We start from the raw sequence: 15,195 nt of genomic DNA, 5'->3' as shown, positions 1-15,195 counted from the left end.
GATTTGCTGCACCTGTCACACGTTTTAGCTTCACTTCATTGTTTTAACGCGCAGACCCAGGCGTCCAACCCCAACCCGCTACGGAGGCGACCATGAGTGCTACCCCGCCCACCGCTACGGAAGTGGATCACGACGCCGACTCTCCCTCGTCTGCGCGCAAATATATCGACGCGGTCCTCGAACAGTCGTTCCGCCATCTGTTCGGGCCAACCGCCACGCCGGAGCAACCGCGCCGGCATGACGTCGTCTCCATTGCCAAACTGACCTCGCTCCTTTCCGGCTATCTTCAGCCGGAAGAGATCAAGGACATCAAGGCGGCTTTCCATTTCAGCGACGAAGCCCACCTCGGCCAGTACCGCCAGAGCGGCGAGCCTTACATTACGCATCCGGTAGCGGTTGCGGAAATGTGCGCCGGCTGGAATCTGGACGCCCAGGCCATCATGGCAGCGCTGCTGCATGACGTGATGGAAGACCAGGGCGTGACCAAGGCCGAACTCGCCGAGCGATTCGGCGCGAAGGTCGCAGAACTGGTCGACGGTTTGTCGAAGCTGGACAAGATGGAGTTTCGCAATCGCGAGGAAGCGCAGGCGGAAAACTTCCGCAAGATGCTGCTCGCGATGGCGCGCGACGTCCGCGTGATTCTGGTGAAGCTCGCCGACCGGCTGCACAACATGCGCACGCTCGGCGCGGTGCCGCCGGCCAAGCGCCGTCGCGTGGCGCGCGAGACGCTCGATATCTACGCGCCCATCGCGCACCGGCTTGGCCTGAACAATACCTATCGCGAACTGCAAGACCTGAGCTTCGCGAACTTCAATCCGCATCGGTACGCTACGCTCGAAAAGGCCGTCAAGTCGGCTCGCGGCAACCGGCGCGAGGTGGTGGGCAAGATTCTGGAGTCGGTGCAGCGCGCAATCGCCGACGCGAAGATCGACGCCGAAGTCACGGGCCGCGAGAAAACCATCTTCAGTATCTACAAGAAGATGCGCGACAAGCAGTTGTCGTTCTCGCAAGTGCTCGACGTGTACGGTTTCCGCGTGGTGGTCGAGAGTGCGCTGGAGTGCTACACCTGCATCGGTGCGCTGCATGCGTTGTACAAGCCTGTGCCGGGCAAGTTCAAAGACTACATCGCAATTCCGAAGGTCAACGGTTATCAGTCGCTGCACACCACGCTGGTCGGCCCGTTCGGTGCGCCGATCGAGTTCCAGGTACGCACGCGCAAGATGCACGAGATCGCCGAAGCCGGCGTGGCCGCGCACTGGCTGTACAAGAACGGCAGTGCCGACCTGAACGATGTGCAGAAACGCGCGCATCAATGGTTGAAGTCGTTGCTCGACATTCAGAGCGAAGCAGGCGATTCGAGCGAATTCCTCGAGCACGTCAAGATCGACCTGTTCCCGGACGCGGTCTACGTGTTCACGCCGAAGTCGAAAATCATGGCGCTGCCGCGCGGCGCCACCGCACTCGATTTCGCGTATTCGATCCACAGCGACCTGGGCAATCAGTGCGTCGCCGTCAAGATCAATAACGAATTGCTGCCATTGCGTACCGAGTTGAAGAGCGGCGATATCGTCGAAGTCATTACCGCGCCGTATTCGAAGCCGAATCCTGCGTGGCTCGGTTTTGTGCGCAGCGGCAAGGCGCGTTCGGCAATCCGCCATTATCTGAAGACAATGCGCCTGAACGAGTCCGTGCAGCTCGGCGAGCGTCTGGTCGATCAGGCGCTGAAGAGCTACGGTTTCGCGTTGTCGGACGTTACGCCGGAAGCGTGGGAAAAGCTCGTGCAGTGGACGGGCAACAAGAATCGCCAGGAAATTTTCGCGGACATCGGCTTGGGCCGGCGTGTCGCGGCGGTGATGGCCAAGCGCATCGAAGTGCTGATGAGCGGCCGCGACGCCGACGACGACGGCTCGCGTTCCGGTTCGAATGCGCCGCATGCGCCGCCGGTCGTGATCACCGGCACCGAAGGTATGTCGGTGCAACTGTCTGCATGCTGCCGTCCGATTCCGGGCGACGACATCATGGGCTACATCGGCATCGGCCTTGGCATGGCGATCCACACAACGGATTGCCGCGTCGCGCAGCGCATCCACAAGCGCGATCCGGGTCGCTGGATCGACGTGGCATGGGCGCCGCAACCGGGGCGTCTGTTCGACGTCGCGGTGAAGGTGCTGGTCAAGAATACCAAGGGCGTGTTTGCCCGCGTGGCTGCCGACATCACGTCGGCGGACGCGAACATCGTCCACATTGCGATGGACGAAGACCTGTCGCAGGAATCCACGGTGCTGCGCTTCGTGATCCAGGTCAGCGACCGCGTCCATCTGGCCAATGTGATGCGCCGGGTCCGCACGAATCCGGACGTCATGCGTATTGCGCGTGAGCGGCCGAGCGAGGAGGGGCATCACCGTCACGATGGCGGGATGCGAATCGATCGCGAGAGGGCGGACTACTGATCGTCCGAGATAAAAATCCGGGCTCGTTTTAGCGTGCCCGGATTTTTTTTCCTTCGTTTTTTCCAGCGCGCAGCTTTTCTCTGATCTGAACGCTCCGGTTGCAAGCGGGTCTCACCTGAAATTTCCAGGAGAACGCGTATGAACGTAGCCGACCTCGATGACATGGCGCTCGATTATTGGGTCGCCCGCAGCCTGCACGACTTCGTGCGCGAAATCTATTTCACCGACAGTGGCGAAACTGTCGCGATTCGCGGCAATGACCGAGGTCGTCCATGGGATGGAAGGTTCACGCCGTCCACGTCATGGGAGGCGGCCGGCGCGGTGCTGGAGCGCGCCCAGCGACTGGAAATGCACGAGCGGACCGAAGCCGACGCGGCATATTGCGTGGCGACGTTTGAGAGCAGTCATCGGACGGCAGAAGGTCGCGGTGACTCGCTGCGTGTGGCTTTGCTCAGGGCGTTTGTCGCAAGCCGGTTTGGCGCGAGCGTGGAAGAGGTGTTTCGCGAGCCGCAAGCGTTGGCGGGCGACCGGGTTCATCGGATCGGCGAGCCGTTGCCGTACGGTTCGGTCGAAGACGTTCCGAACCCCGATGGGCAGATTGGTGATATTCAATCACCGCCACGGTAACGGTGCCCGGAATCGCCAGTGAGCGCGATAGGGCAACGCGCTTCCTCTGCTAATGGCATGCGCAAAAGCGTCGAACAAAAAACAAAGGGCCTTCCGATCGGAAGGCCCTTCATAGGTGGTGCGGCTGGCAGGATTCGAACCCACGACCCCTTGGTTCGTAGCCAAGTACTCTATCCAACTGAGCTACAGCCGCACGCAAAACGGTAATGCATTACTGCAATGAAACTTGGGTGATGCCGAGGACTTTCTGGAAGAAAACCCTCAAATTAGTTGGTGCGGCTGGCAGGATTCGAACCCACGACCCCTTGGTTCGTAGCCAAGTACTCTATCCAACTGAGCTACAGCCGCACACAGAAACGAGATTATAGCCAATGGTTTTGGAAAATGGAAGCCTGTAACTGCGATTTGTCTCAAGGCCCTGATCGTGTACCCTTGATAGGCAGTCGTTTGCCGCTGTCAATGCACCATCAGCACCATCTGGATCATCATGAACAAGGCCTTTGTCAAAGAGTCGAGTGAAGAGAATGACGACGATCTCGACGTCGCCCAGCCGGAAATCCCTGCGGGTACCAAGAACTACATCACGCCGGCCGGCTATCGGCGCATGCGTGATGAGCTGTTGCATCTGATCGACGTCGAGCGGCCGGAAGTGGTGAGGCTCGTGTCGTGGGCGGCGTCGAACGGCGACCGCTCGGAAAACGGCGATTACATCTATGGCAAACGCCGTTTGCGCGAAATTGACCGGCGAATCCGCTTTCTGACCAAGCGGCTCGACCTTGCCGAGATTGTCGACAGCAGCAAACAGGAGAATATCGATCAGGTTTTCTTTGGCGCGACCGTCGACTATTCGACCGAAGACGGCGAGGACCGTACGGTGACGATCGTCGGTGTCGACGAGGTCGATCTGGATATTGGCTACGTGAGCTGGATTTCGCCGATTGCGCGCGCGCTGCTAAAAGCAAAGGTCGGCGACACTGTGACGTTGTACACGCCGGCCGGCCCGCAGCCGATCGATATCATCGACGTCAAATATCCGCCGCCTGATCCGGGCGGCTGAAGGGCGTCCGCGCATCGAGCGTATCGAGCGGGAAAAACACAAAAAACCACGCCAATCAAACCGTCTCGATCAGGTCGGATTCTTCGCGCAGAGCAGGGTGCTCTCCAGCGCCTGCCGGTGATTCCGCCAACAGCGCGCGCACCTGCTCCAGCACGCCATTGCGCTTCCAGGTCAAATACCTCGCATAGCAGGTCTGCTGCGGCGGAAAGTGCGTGGGCAGGTACATCCAGCGCTCGCCGGTACGCTCGATCCACAGAATGGCATCGATGACAGCGCGCGAGTCGGCGGCCGGTCGGCCGGTGGCCTTTTGCGCGCCCGGTTGCGAAAACAGGTGTTGAATGCACGCCCATTCGACGTCTGACAGCCGGTTCATCTTTGTCTCCTCCTCGAATTGTGCGACGCGACATTAAAAAAGGCGCCGCGGACGGCGCCTTCGACCCGGCGAGTTGTCTCGCGGGTTTTTAGAAGCGGTGACGCAGACCTGCAGTCACGGCAATCTGTTTGTTGCTGCTCGACGCGGAGCCGAGGCCATTGATATTGGCGTCGACAATCGCGCCCTCGTTGGTTTGCTGATAGACGCCTTGCAGATACACGTCCGTCCGCTTGGACAGCGCGTAGGCCGTTTGCAGATTGAACTGGTTCCAGTGCGGACTCGTGCCGGCCAGGCTTCCGCGGGTGTAGGTGTAGGCGCCCGCGATGCTGACCGCTGGCGTCAAAGAGTAGCGCGCGTTGGCTTCAAAATTCTGGAAGCGCGCGCTGTTGCTGGGAAAGCCAATCCCGCCCGATTCACCCGACGCCCCCGCGCCGATGCCTACGAGGCTGCCCAGGTTCGTCTGCGAATAGACGAGGCCGAGAGTAGCCGGCCCAATCGCGTAGTTCGCGCCCGCGCCCCACGTTTGCTGGCGGCCGGCGAAGAACGTGTTGTCGCCGTTGACCGCACCACCCGAGTTGAACGCCGCTGCGGCGCTGGCGGCGCCGTTGCTGTTCAGTTGCATGTAAGCGCCGGCGAGGTTCAGGCCGCCCCAGTTGTACGACACGCCCGCACTGTACGCGCGGTTGTTGGCAAAGCCGTCGGCCTGATTCGAGAAGCCGTACAACGCGCCGAACTGGAGGCCGCCATAGTTGGCGCTCTGATATTTGACCGAGTTATTGATGCGGAACGAGTTGTTCAGGTTGTCGTTGTCGAACGGGTGCGCGAACTGCGTGCCGCCGTACTGGGTGCCTGTCAGCGTCAGCGGGCCGACGTAGTCGACCATGCTGTCATATTGGCGACCGAGGGTCACAGAGCCGAAATCGGAACTCGACAGCCCGACAAACGCTTGCCGCCCGAACAGGCGACCGTTTTGCCCGAGGGTGCCGTTAGCGATGCTGAAGCCGTTTTCCAACGTGAAAATCGCCTTCAGGCCGCCGCCCAGATCTTCAGAACCACGCAGACCGAACCGGCTGCCGTTGACCTGGCCGCTGGTCATCTGCCAGTTGCTGTGGCCTTGCTGATTATTTGTGTAAGTGATGCCGGCGTCGATCAGGCCGTATAACGTCACGCTGCTTTGAGCCTGCGCAGCGGATGCAAAAACGCCCGCAAGGGCCGCGACCATGAGTGTCTTCTTCATTTCGTAACTCCGAGAACGATAGAGATACTGAACCTGGCTTTGGGAAACCTTGAGGCGGGTGCTCGCGAGAGATGGACTCGTATTTGAATCGCGCCGATCAGTAAGCGCGTCGGTTTCCGGTTAAGCAGAGTGTAAAGAGACACTCCGCGAAACGGGCATTCCGATTTCCGCAATAAAGTATTACGTGATTGGAAATTATGGATAAAATCCGCGCGGCCCTTATAAATAAAGGCGTGCAGCGATTTTGAAGGAAAGAAAAGCAGAGGAGATTTGAGGCGCGTTGCTCATTTGCGACACTAACCGATGCGAAAAAGCAACGCAATTAAATCAAAAAGGCGATTGTTGTTAATGCTGCAATAGATGCTTGTTAATTGTGTGAATAATGGAAATTCGTCGGGCGGCTATACTGAAAGTTCTGCTTTTCGAAGCAGACTTTTTCGTTGACGAAAAAGATCTCCAAACCTTTGTCAGCGCGACTTCATCGTCGCGCTTTTTTTGGTCCATTTTCGGCGTTAGTGACGAACGTCAGTGCGCGGGCGCTGTGCCGTCGACATCGGTCCAGTCTTCCGATGCGGGGAGGCTCCAGTCTTCCATCACGTAGCGACGCGCGTCCATTGGCGACGACAGCAGGTTTTTCCAATGATCCCCGTGCCACATCGGATCGAATTCGAAAGCAGACGATGTTTCCGCCGTTGACGAAGCGCTGGAGGCAGCCGTCTTCGTGTGCGATTGAGTGAGCCAGGTGACGAGGCGGCGAATTTCGGTAAGCAGCATGGCAATCTCCTCATACTCGTTACTACCATTACGCTTCCAATCATGCCGACGTGAATGCGGCGTCACCAGTCGGAAAAACACTTACTAAAAACATATTTTGTTACATTTTATTGGGATGGCCGAAATTATTTCCGTCACTCGGCGTGAACTAAAGCAATTCAAGTAACAATGACCTGAGTGGTATTCGCCAGTTAGTTAATATTATTTTAGGGTGCGATTCGCATTGCATTGGCATCAAGTCTGCTACGTGAAGATTGAAATTCAGTTGAAGGAGATTATCGGATCTCCATATAATGGTGAAGCAAAGTTTTAGTTGCCCATTCCGGTGTGTTTAAACCGTCGAGTCTCCATAGATCATGAAGCAAAGCAAAAGAATTATCTGGCCTGATGACGCCCCCGATTTTGATAGATCATCAAGGGATAATTGGAAATGGAACCGGTTATCGTCAAGTAGTGCAACGATGCTAAGGACTTTGGCTTCATTGCCTCCGATTCGGGGCGACGACGACCTGTTCGCGCACTTCTCGGGAATTCGGGCAGAAAGCGTTAAATCGCGGAAGGAAAGCCAGCGCGTTTCCTTCGACCTCAGGGCCAGTTCCAAGAGCAAGCAGGCAGCGAATATTCAGCCGCTGTCAAAGCGCGAAGCCGCACGCGGGTGGGGTACGAGCAGGGTGTGAGGAGGCTATTTCTACGAGGCGAAGGTTTTTTTCAGCAGGCTTTCGTTAAAAGTGGTTTGCGTAATTATCCAACCTGAAGTTCTTTGGTTGAAAAATAAATCGCACAAGCCGATTGTGTCCAGATTTTATCCGCCTGCGTCAAAAGATAATAAACCCCGATTAACTGGCGAACGGTGAGTCGCCCGCCAATACCGGTTTCGTGCATCAATCTCACCGCTCAGAGCTATGTAATCCGGGTAAGCCGTGGCCAACTGGTGCATACTTGCTGCCAAGTCACGCGTCTAAAGTATCCCTTTCATGTCTGAACAGCTTTTGCCGGAACCGGCCCTGGATGTACCTATTGTCTTCGTCGATCTCGAAACCACTGGCGGTTCCACCAGCGAGCATCGCATCACCGAAGTCGGTGTCGTCGAAGTAGGGCCGGCCGGTGTGTCGCGCTGGAGTAGCCTGGTCGACCCGCAGCAGCCCATCCCGTCGTTCATCCAGCAACTCACCGGCATCACGAATGCAATGGTGCGCGGCGCGCCCACGTTCGAGGCCATCGCGCCCGCACTGTTCGAGCGACTGAACGGCAAGCTGTTCATTGCGCACAACGCCAGCTTCGACCGGGGTTTTCTGCGTGGCGAATTTCGCCGCGCCGGGATCGCGTTCGATCCTGACGTGCTCTGCACCGTACGTCTGTCGCGTGCGCTGTTTCCTGCTGAAAAACGTCACGGACTGGACGCGCTGATGGAGCGTCATGCGCTCGTGCCGTCTGACCGTCACCGCGCACTGGCCGACGCCGATCTGATCTGGCAATTCTGGCAACGTCTGCATGGCCTTGTGCCGATCGACGTGCTGCGCGCGCAAATCGAGCGCACCACACGGCGTTACCGGCTTGCCGGCGATATCACGGAAGATCTGCTCGACACCGCGCCGGCCGGCTGCGGCGTCTATGCGTTTTATGGCGAGGAGGACGCGCCGCTGTATGTCGGGCGAAGTGTGCGCGTGCGGCAGCGGCTGCGTTCGCATCTGACCGGCGAGCGGCGTTCGTCGAAGGACATCCGGCTGGCGCAGCAGGTGCGGCGGGTCGAGTGGCGTGCGACCGGTGGCGAATTGGGCGCGATGCTGGTCGAGGCGCAGTGGATCGCGACGTTGCGTCCTGGCCATAACCGGGTGCCGCGTGTCGCCAAGAGCGATCCCACCGATGCGCCGTGGCCGTTCCAGGGACCGATCGTTTTCGAGGAGCGAGAGGAGGCGTCGCAGGCACGGACTTTCCATGTCGTCGACCGTTGGCGGTACGTGGGGCACGCGTCGTCGCTGGATCAGGCGACCGAGTTGCACGCGACGAGTATCGCGGGGCCGTTCGAACTATCGACGTATCGGCTCTTGCAGAGTCATCTGGCGCGCGGACTGCGCGTGATGCCGCTTAGCGTGACGAGTGTCGCACCGGCGTTGTCGAGTCTCGACTGATTGTCGTCGCCGGTTTAAGGCCGACGCAATTTTTTCAATTCGTGGCGCGGCGTTTGAGGCAAGTAATTCGCCCCAAACGCCGCGCCGCTTCGTTTCATGCGCAGCCGGGATCAACCGGTCGCGCCGACACCACCCGTTTCGCAGACGTGCCCCAACGCGTGGTTCAACGCGCTCGAATGAGTCGAGTCGTAACGCGTCAGCGATTTCCAGCTAGCAAGCGATTGAGCGACACGCGACGGACAATCTTCCGTCGCGCGAATCGGCTGCACGCGCGCGAGGCCGGCGACGAGGGATTGCGTCAGCCGGTCCAGTTGCGGGCGGGTGCTGGTGGCGAGGTCGGGAGCGGGTCCTTGCGGGGGCTGCCCGTTGCGCCATGTGGCAAAGAGCGCATTCTGTACGTCCTTGCTGGCGTCGATCTGGTCCTGGAAGAACGCTCGCGCGAAAGCTGGATCGACATTGGCGGCCACGGCGCGTTTTTCCACATCGGCGAGCAGCGCATTTTCGCGCGGTGTATCGGTGATCGCCTGATGGTTGGCCCATTTCCAGCGAGCCACCGGTTCCGCGAGCGCGAGGCGCTGCGAAGCCAGTGCGATCAGATTGGTGAGCGCGGTGTCGTCGCCATCGGCGACAGCGGGGGCGGGCGCGAGTGCAACACAGGCGGCTAACGCGAGCGCGCATGATGCGCCGAGGCGAAACGATCGGTTCATGGAGATTGAGGGAGGCCGGGGGCGACCGCAGACGAAAACAGGAAGGATAAATGATGCCGGCCGTCAGAACGTTTTAGTTAAACGAAAGTTGGCAGACGGGGGCGTCGACGGCACGGCGGTTTTCAGCCGAGCAAAATCAGAAGCGCGAGTGCGCGCCAAAGGGTTGCTGGAATCAGACGAGCCGATTCAGCGTCATGATGTGGACGTAAAACTGCGCAATAGGGCGCGTACAGTCACCGCACGCTCGACGTACGGACCGCGATGCTGCATCGCGCCACCGCGCAATTACTTCGAATCACACGATTTACGTTGTTCGTCGAAAAATGCGCGAACGTGCTCCGGCAGTTCGGCACCCAGAAACTCGACGCCAGCGGGTTCCGGATCCGGGCAAAAGACTTTATCCGGGGTCGGAATCTTCGTTGGTTTGGCATCCATGATCTTTCTCCTTTACAAACCGATTATCGGCCTCAGTCCCCACTTCGCACCAGTGTCCGATGTGCGTCGTATCTTCTCTGTTGCTTTAACGGCACAAGACAACACTTCAACAGAGTGTTTGAATAAAATTTATCGTCTTGCTGCAGCTGCGCGGTTTTCTTCCGGGCAAATCAAATCGCTTCAATTCCCTCGCTGTTTCCTTCCCAGCCTTGCCCCGTGGGCTATCCAGTCAATTGACCCGTGTTGCTCAAACCCCATGCGCATCACATCGTCTCATGTGAATAAATCATGCTGCTATTGATGCAATGCGGCATCGGCAGAATTTCCCTCATAACTGACTGAACGTTCGTTATTTACCGTTCAGCTCGGCTGATGAGTTTCGACCGCGATTCTTTCGTAAACGATCCATTTGCAGAATTCGTTGACGGGTCCGAACACTTTTTAAAGATTTTTAGCGCGAATTAACTAACTTGTGAGTTTGTTTTGAATTGGAGCGAAAGAGGGAGCTCGTGGTTTTATGCCAAAACCTCGTCAATGGATGACAAACAGGTCGGCAAGGTAATTGCCACCTAAGCTGGAAGCGGTGATCTGTCGCGTTACGTGCATTGGCTAACTAACAGGCGCTGCGCGCGAGGCCAAGATGTCAATTTCGCCGCTCACGGAGATTGCTATGGAAAACGCCGTCTATTGGAAAGGACGTCAGGTCGGAATTGAATGTGCGGGCCGGATTTCATGGTTTTCGTCGGCGCCGCAAGAAGCGATTGCCGAGTATTCCGCGCCTCGACCTAAGCCGATGGTGGGAGAAGAGTCAGTCGTGGCTCGCAATCTCGTGATGACGCCGGCCTACGATCGGTTTGACCGCCAGGGTTGAGTGGGGTGGTCTGCGTTTCGCTGGCCGTGTCCGGCCTCGTGCGGCGCGAGTATCAGGGTATGCGTATTGATGAGTGCTGTCGCTGCGCGTGAAAGTTTGAAGTTTCCGGCCGACGCTTTGCCTCGGTAGGGCTCGACAGAGAGTGCTGTTGTTGGCGTGACGTGCCTCGGGAAAAACAGCGTGGATCTTCCCCGTGCAATCCGAAGCAGAAAAACAAAAAGCCCAGTCACGAGGACTGGGCTTTTTGCTTGAATCTTGTGGTGCCGGAAAGAGGAATCGAACCCCCGACCTTCGCATTACGAATGCGCTGCTCTACCGTCTGAGCTATTCCGGCATCAGGAGAAACGAGATTATAGGGACTTCTTTACCGGCTTGGCAAGCCCCTCTCGCTCACTTTTTTCATTTTTTTGCTTCGAGGTGATATCGGGTCACGCGATCGACCTCATTCTTCGAGCCAAGGAAGACCGCAACACGCTCGTGCAGGCTCTTCGGCTGGATGTCGAGAATGCGTTTTTCGCCGTTGGTCGCAGCACCGCCTGCCTGCTCGACGATAAATGCCATCGGATTCGCCTCGTACATCAGACGCAGCTTGCCCGGCTTGTCCGGCGTGCGCTTGTCGGCGGGATACATGAAGATGCCGCCGCGATTCAGAATGCGATGCACGTCGGCGACCATCGAGGCGATCCAGCGCATGTTGAAATCGCTCTGACGCGCGCCTTCCTTGCCTGCCTTCAGTTCGTCGACGTATTGCTCGACCGGCGGATACCAGTGGCGCTCGTTCGACGCGTTGATCGCGTACTCACGCGTTTCGACCGGAATGCGCATGTCGCTTTGCGTGAGCACCCACGAGCCGAGTTCGCGGTCGAGCGTGAAGCAGTTCACGCCGTTGCCGGTGGTCAGCACGAGCACGGTTTGCGGACCATACACCGCATAACCCGCTGCAACCTGCTGCGTGCCGGGTTGCAGGAACGATTGCTCGGTGGGCTGCTGGCCGTCCGGGCAGCGCAGCACCGAGAAGATCGTGCCGATCGACACGTTGACGTCGATGTTCGACGAGCCGTCGAGCGGATCGAACACCAGCAGGTATTCGCCCTTCGGATAGTTCGCTGGGATCGGGAAGAACTGTTCCATTTCCTCGGACGCCATGCCGGCCAGGTTGCCGCCCCATTCGTTCGCTTCGAGCAGGATTTCGTTCGACAGAATGTCGAGCTTCTTCTGCACTTCACCCTGGACATTCTCGCTACCCGCCGTGCCGAGCGCGTCGCCGAGTGCGCCCTTGCTGACGTGATAGCTGATCGCCTTGCACGCACGCGCGACGACTTCGATCAGCAGGCGCAGGTCGGCCGGCAGGTTATTGGTCTCGCGCTGCTGTTCGATCAGGTACTTCGAGAGAGTGGTACGACGTTGCAAAGCCATTGCTGTACTCCGGGAAGGCTAGAGGAATGAGTCGATTTTAACCGCTGCGTGTGTCGGGCCCGTGCTTTTGAGTACGAACCTCACGTGACGATGGCTCCGTGCTCAGCATGGCACGGCAAAATTACGCCCGCCGCTCAGGCTTTGCGGCGCATTGATACGGATGTTCCATCGCCCGCTGCGTGGTTCGAATAGTCGGCCAGACGGCTAACGCGCAGCCGTTGTGCAGGCCGCGCGCGCAGCGATATTCACGACTTCGGAACGAAAAAAAGCCGGCAACCCGTGCCGGCCTTTCGAAGCGACTGCTATTTGTAGAAGGCTTTACGCCAGCGCCTTCTCGACGATTTCGCGCACGTCGCGCGATTTCACCTGCGCGGCCACTTTCTCCAGCGCCGCGCGCATGCCGTCGCGCAAAGCCGGCGTGAAGCGGCGCCACAATTCGAGCGAGCGGGCGAGTCGTGCAGCCACTTGCGGATTGATCGCATCGAGCGCAATCACCTGATCGGCCCAGAACGCATACCCCGAACCATCTTCAGCGTGGAATTGCGCGGGATTCGCCGCGCAGAAGCTGAAAATCAGCGAGCGTGCGCGATTGGGATTTTTCAGATTGAACGCCGGATGCGCCATCAGCTTGCGCACGATATCGATCACCGGACGCTGCGCGCTGCCGCGCTGCGTGGCCTGCAACGCGAACCACTTGTCGATCACGAGCGGTTCCTTTTCGAAGCGCTGGTAGAAATCGTCCAGTGCCTGCTGCGCTTCGGTGCTGCCGCCCTTGGCTGCGGCCGCGTTGAGCAGCGCGGAGAGCGCTGCTGCACGGTCGGTCATGTTGTTCGCGGCGTCGTATTGCGCGGACGCGAGGCGCACAGCTTCGGCCGGATCGTCCAGTTCCGCAAGATACGAGAGCGCGAGATTTTTCAGCGCGCGATGGCCGGAAGCTTCGGGCGTTGCTTCGTACGCGCCCGGCGTGCGGTGCTGTTCGTACACCTTCAGCCAGTCGTTCTTGAGCGCGTTGGCGAGACGTTTGCGCACGAACTGGCGAGCCGCGTGCACGGCGGCCGGATTCGATTCGCCCATCTGCTCGGCCAGATACGCTTCGGAAGGCAGCATCAACGCGAGTTCGCGGAACGACGGCGACAACGATTCGTCGGTGAGCACACGCGCGAACGCGGCCACCACCGAGTCGTCAAGTTGCAGCGCGGCGCCCGTAGCAGCGCGCTCGGCCAGCGTCAGCAACTCGCGCGTGGCGAGGCGCTGACCGGCTTCCCAGCGGTTGAACGGATCGCTGTCATGCGCGAGCAGGAACGCGAGTTGATCGGCCGAATAGTCGTACTCGACGATCACCGGTGCCGAGAAATTGCGCAGCAGCGACGGCAGCGGTTCCTGCGCGACGTTGACGAACGTGAAGGTCTGTTCGGTCTGCGTGAACTCCAGCACGCGCGTGGTCGCCGCCGACGCCTTCGCTTCGCCTTCCAGTTGCAGCGGCAGATCCAGACCGTCCTTGCCGATCAGGCCGATCGCGAACGGAATCAGCAGCGGACCCTTTTGCGTTTCGCGGGCGGCCGGTGCGGCGTCGCCGTAACCCTGGCGCAGCGTCACACTGTAGCGCTGCTGCGCGGCGTCGTAACGGGTACGCACGGACACGCGCGGCGTGCCGGCCTGGCTATACCAGCGCTCGAACTGCGCGAGATCGCGGCCGTTTGCGTCGGCGAGCGCGTGACGGAAATCGTCGCAGGTCACTGCCTGGCCGTCGTGCCGCTTGAAGTACAGGTCCATGCCTTTGCGGAAGCCGTCGCGGCCGAACAGCGTCTGATACATCCGCACGACTTCCGAGCCTTTCTCGTAGACCGTCATCGTGTAAAAGTTGTTGATCTCGACGTAGCTTTCCGGACGCACCGGGTGCGCCATCGGACCCGCGTCTTCGGCGAACTGCATCTGGCGCAGCACGCGCACGTCTTCGATACGCTTGGTGGCACGGGCGGCTTCGTCGGTGGCGCCGCCCGCCATGTCCGCCGAGAACTCCTGGTCGCGGAACACCGTCAGGCCTTCTTTCAGGCTTAGCTGGAACCAGTCGCGGCAGGTCACGCGGTTGCCGGTCCAGTTGTGGAAATACTCGTGGCCGACCACCGCCTCGATGTTCGCGAAGTCGGTGTCGGTCGCGGTTTCGGGGTTCGCCAGCACGTACTTCGTGTTGAAGATGTTGAGCCCCTTGTTTTCCATCGCGCCCATGTTGAAGTCGCTCACCGCGACGATCATGAAGCGGTCCAGATCGAGTTCGAGCCCGAAACGTTCTTCGTCCCAGCGGATCGAGTTGATCAGCGAGTCCATCGCGTGACGGGTCTTGTCGAGATCGTGCGGTTCGACCCACACCTGCAACAGCTTTTCCTTGCCCGAGCCGCTCCTCACGCGTTCTTCGAGCGCGACCAGCTTGCCCGCGACCAGCGCGAACAGATAACTCGGTTTGCGGAACGGGTCTTCCCAGCGCGCGAAGTGGCGGCCGTCCGGCAACTCGCCTTCTTCGAGCAGATTGCCGTTCGACAGCAGCACCGGGTAATCGGCCTTGCTCGCGCGCAGCGTGACCGTGAAGGTCGCCATCACGTCCGGGCGGTCGAGGAAGTAGGTGATGCGGCGAAAGCCCTCGGCTTCGCACTGGGTAAAGAAGTTGCCGCCCGACACATACAGGCCGGACAGCGTGGTATTCGCGGCCGGATTGCAGATGCTGGTGAGCGTCAGTTCGAAGTTATCCGGCACGTTGTCGAGCAGCAGGCCGTGGTCGTGCGCATGCGCGTTCGCGAACGGCTGGCCGTCGATCTCGGCGCTGACGAACTCCAGCTGTTCGCCCATCAGCTCCAGATGCAGCGCGCGCGATGCGTCCGGATTGCGGCGCACGCGCATCGTATTCCTGACAACCGTACGGTCGGGGACCAGATCGAACTCGAGGGCGACGGTGTCGATCAGGAAGGCGGGCGGCGCGTAATCGGCGCGGCGGATCACATTGGGCGTTGCGGTATCGGCCATGGCATTCTGTAGGGTAGGAACTCGAGCGGTCAGGCGCGCAAGGGCACGTGAGCCGGGCTTGTCGAGCCATTGTACAAAGCCTCCGGGAATCGTGCGGAGCGAAC

13 protein-coding genes and 3 tRNA genes are annotated in these 15,195 nt (G+C 59.4%); 6 read left to right on the top strand and 10 right to left on the bottom strand.

Annotation, left to right across the window (positions count from 1 at the left end):
• Nucleotides 1–92 precede the first annotated feature (92 nt).
• Both BLS41_RS13480 and BLS41_RS13475 read left to right on the top strand, forming a co-directional pair.
• On the top strand, nt 93–2,450 hold the full coding sequence (locus tag BLS41_RS13480; RefSeq protein ID WP_074765230.1) for a RelA/SpoT family protein: 2,358 nt from the start codon (nt 93–95) through the stop codon (nt 2,448–2,450).
• Nucleotides 2,451–2,588: 138 nt separating this feature from the next.
• Nucleotides 2,589–3,077: a phage protein NinX family protein gene (locus BLS41_RS13475; RefSeq protein ID WP_074765228.1), complete on the top strand. Its 489-nt coding sequence runs from the start codon at nt 2,589–2,591 to the stop codon at nt 3,075–3,077.
• Between the two features lie 116 nt (nt 3,078–3,193).
• Here the strand turns inward: BLS41_RS13475 and BLS41_RS13470 are convergent.
• A tRNA-Arg gene (locus tag BLS41_RS13470) sits at nt 3,194–3,270 on the bottom strand.
• Between the two features lie 78 nt (nt 3,271–3,348).
• Nucleotides 3,349–3,425: transfer RNA gene (locus tag BLS41_RS13465), tRNA-Arg, on the bottom strand.
• A gap of 139 nt (nt 3,426–3,564) precedes the next feature.
• On the opposite strand from BLS41_RS13465, the gene greB reads away from it, so the two are divergent.
• The gene (greB, locus tag BLS41_RS13460) at nt 3,565–4,134 is read left to right on the top strand and encodes a transcription elongation factor GreB (protein WP_074765226.1); all 570 of its coding nucleotides are present in this window, start codon (nt 3,565–3,567) and stop codon (nt 4,132–4,134) included.
• A gap of 55 nt (nt 4,135–4,189) precedes the next feature.
• Here greB and BLS41_RS13455 read toward each other — a convergent pair whose 3' ends face one another.
• The 3 genes from BLS41_RS13455 to BLS41_RS13445 form a co-directional block, all read right to left on the bottom strand.
• Nucleotides 4,190–4,507, bottom strand: coding sequence for a transposase (locus tag BLS41_RS13455; protein ID WP_074765224.1), 318 nt, complete (start codon nt 4,505–4,507; stop codon nt 4,190–4,192).
• Nucleotides 4,508–4,595: 88 nt separating this feature from the next.
• Nucleotides 4,596–5,744 (bottom strand): porin, encoded by a 1,149-nt coding sequence (locus BLS41_RS13450; RefSeq protein WP_074765221.1) that lies wholly within the window; start codon nt 5,742–5,744, stop codon nt 4,596–4,598.
• A gap of 525 nt (nt 5,745–6,269) precedes the next feature.
• Nucleotides 6,270–6,518: a hypothetical protein gene (locus tag BLS41_RS13445; RefSeq protein WP_074765219.1), complete on the bottom strand. Its 249-nt coding sequence runs from the start codon at nt 6,516–6,518 to the stop codon at nt 6,270–6,272.
• Nucleotides 6,519–6,874: 356 nt separating this feature from the next.
• Here BLS41_RS13445 and BLS41_RS40290 point away from each other — a divergent pair, with 356 nt between their 5' ends.
• Together BLS41_RS40290 and BLS41_RS13435 are read left to right on the top strand one after the other, a co-directional pair.
• Nucleotides 6,875–7,195, top strand: a complete 321-nt coding sequence (locus BLS41_RS40290; RefSeq protein WP_436971982.1) for a cold-shock protein — start codon at nt 6,875–6,877, stop codon at nt 7,193–7,195.
• A 297-nt stretch (nt 7,196–7,492) separates the two neighbouring features.
• Complete coding sequence (locus BLS41_RS13435; RefSeq protein ID WP_074765217.1) at nt 7,493–8,647, top strand: exonuclease domain-containing protein; 1,155 nt, start codon at nt 7,493–7,495, stop codon at nt 8,645–8,647.
• Between the two features lie 110 nt (nt 8,648–8,757).
• Here BLS41_RS13435 and BLS41_RS13430 read toward each other — a convergent pair whose 3' ends face one another.
• On the bottom strand, nt 8,758–9,354 hold the full coding sequence (locus tag BLS41_RS13430; RefSeq protein ID WP_074765215.1) for a chorismate mutase: 597 nt from the start codon (nt 9,352–9,354) through the stop codon (nt 8,758–8,760).
• A 285-nt stretch (nt 9,355–9,639) separates the two neighbouring features.
• Nucleotides 9,640–9,789, bottom strand: a complete 150-nt coding sequence (locus BLS41_RS39015; RefSeq protein ID WP_042321669.1) for a hypothetical protein — start codon at nt 9,787–9,789, stop codon at nt 9,640–9,642.
• 670 nt (nt 9,790–10,459) lie between these two features.
• On the opposite strand from BLS41_RS39015, the gene BLS41_RS13425 reads away from it, so the two are divergent.
• Nucleotides 10,460–10,660: a hypothetical protein gene (locus BLS41_RS13425; protein WP_083379967.1), complete on the top strand. Its 201-nt coding sequence runs from the start codon at nt 10,460–10,462 to the stop codon at nt 10,658–10,660.
• A 258-nt stretch (nt 10,661–10,918) separates the two neighbouring features.
• On the opposite strand, the gene BLS41_RS13420 is transcribed toward BLS41_RS13425, so the two are convergent.
• The 3 genes from BLS41_RS13420 to pepN all read right to left on the bottom strand — a co-directional run bounded on the left by BLS41_RS13420 (nt 10,919) and on the right by pepN (nt 15,091).
• A tRNA-Thr gene (locus BLS41_RS13420) sits at nt 10,919–10,994 on the bottom strand.
• A gap of 65 nt (nt 10,995–11,059) precedes the next feature.
• On the bottom strand, nt 11,060–12,076 hold the full coding sequence (locus BLS41_RS13415; protein WP_074765211.1) for a class 1 fructose-bisphosphatase: 1,017 nt from the start codon (nt 12,074–12,076) through the stop codon (nt 11,060–11,062).
• A gap of 318 nt (nt 12,077–12,394) precedes the next feature.
• Nucleotides 12,395–15,091 (bottom strand): aminopeptidase N, encoded by a 2,697-nt coding sequence (gene pepN, locus BLS41_RS13410; protein WP_074765209.1) that lies wholly within the window; start codon nt 15,089–15,091, stop codon nt 12,395–12,397.
• Between the last annotated feature and the right edge of the window lie 104 nt (nt 15,092–15,195).

The sequence above is a fragment of the Paraburkholderia fungorum genome (genome assembly GCF_900099835.1).
Lineage (GTDB): Bacteria > Pseudomonadota > Gammaproteobacteria > Burkholderiales > Burkholderiaceae > Paraburkholderia > Paraburkholderia fungorum_A.
This window is presented reverse-complemented; position numbering and strand designations above follow the sequence as displayed.

What these genes read in the sequence shown, in the direction of transcription:
- BLS41_RS40290 (WP_436971982.1), top strand. Translation starts at nt 6,875, where the DNA reads ATGAAGCAAAGCAAAAGAATTATCTGGCCTGATGACGCCCCCGATTTT.
- BLS41_RS13475 (WP_074765228.1), top strand. Translation starts at nt 2,589, where the DNA reads ATGAACGTAGCCGACCTCGATGACATGGCGCTCGATTATTGGGTCGCC.
- BLS41_RS13480 (WP_074765230.1), top strand. Translation starts at nt 93, where the DNA reads ATGAGTGCTACCCCGCCCACCGCTACGGAAGTGGATCACGACGCCGAC.
- BLS41_RS13415 (WP_074765211.1), bottom strand. Translation starts at nt 12,076, where the DNA reads ATGGCTTTGCAACGTCGTACCACTCTCTCGAAGTACCTGATCGAACAG.
- BLS41_RS13455 (WP_074765224.1), bottom strand. Translation starts at nt 4,507, where the DNA reads ATGAACCGGCTGTCAGACGTCGAATGGGCGTGCATTCAACACCTGTTT.
- BLS41_RS13445 (WP_074765219.1), bottom strand. Translation starts at nt 6,518, where the DNA reads ATGCTGCTTACCGAAATTCGCCGCCTCGTCACCTGGCTCACTCAATCG.
- BLS41_RS39015 (WP_042321669.1), bottom strand. Translation starts at nt 9,789, where the DNA reads ATGGATGCCAAACCAACGAAGATTCCGACCCCGGATAAAGTCTTTTGC.
- greB (WP_074765226.1), top strand. Translation starts at nt 3,565, where the DNA reads ATGAACAAGGCCTTTGTCAAAGAGTCGAGTGAAGAGAATGACGACGAT.
- BLS41_RS13430 (WP_074765215.1), bottom strand. Translation starts at nt 9,354, where the DNA reads ATGAACCGATCGTTTCGCCTCGGCGCATCATGCGCGCTCGCGTTAGCC.
- BLS41_RS13435 (WP_074765217.1), top strand. Translation starts at nt 7,493, where the DNA reads ATGTCTGAACAGCTTTTGCCGGAACCGGCCCTGGATGTACCTATTGTC.
- BLS41_RS13450 (WP_074765221.1), bottom strand. Translation starts at nt 5,744, where the DNA reads ATGAAGAAGACACTCATGGTCGCGGCCCTTGCGGGCGTTTTTGCATCC.
- BLS41_RS13425 (WP_083379967.1), top strand. Translation starts at nt 10,460, where the DNA reads ATGGAAAACGCCGTCTATTGGAAAGGACGTCAGGTCGGAATTGAATGT.
- pepN (WP_074765209.1), bottom strand. Translation starts at nt 15,091, where the DNA reads ATGGCCGATACCGCAACGCCCAATGTGATCCGCCGCGCCGATTACGCG.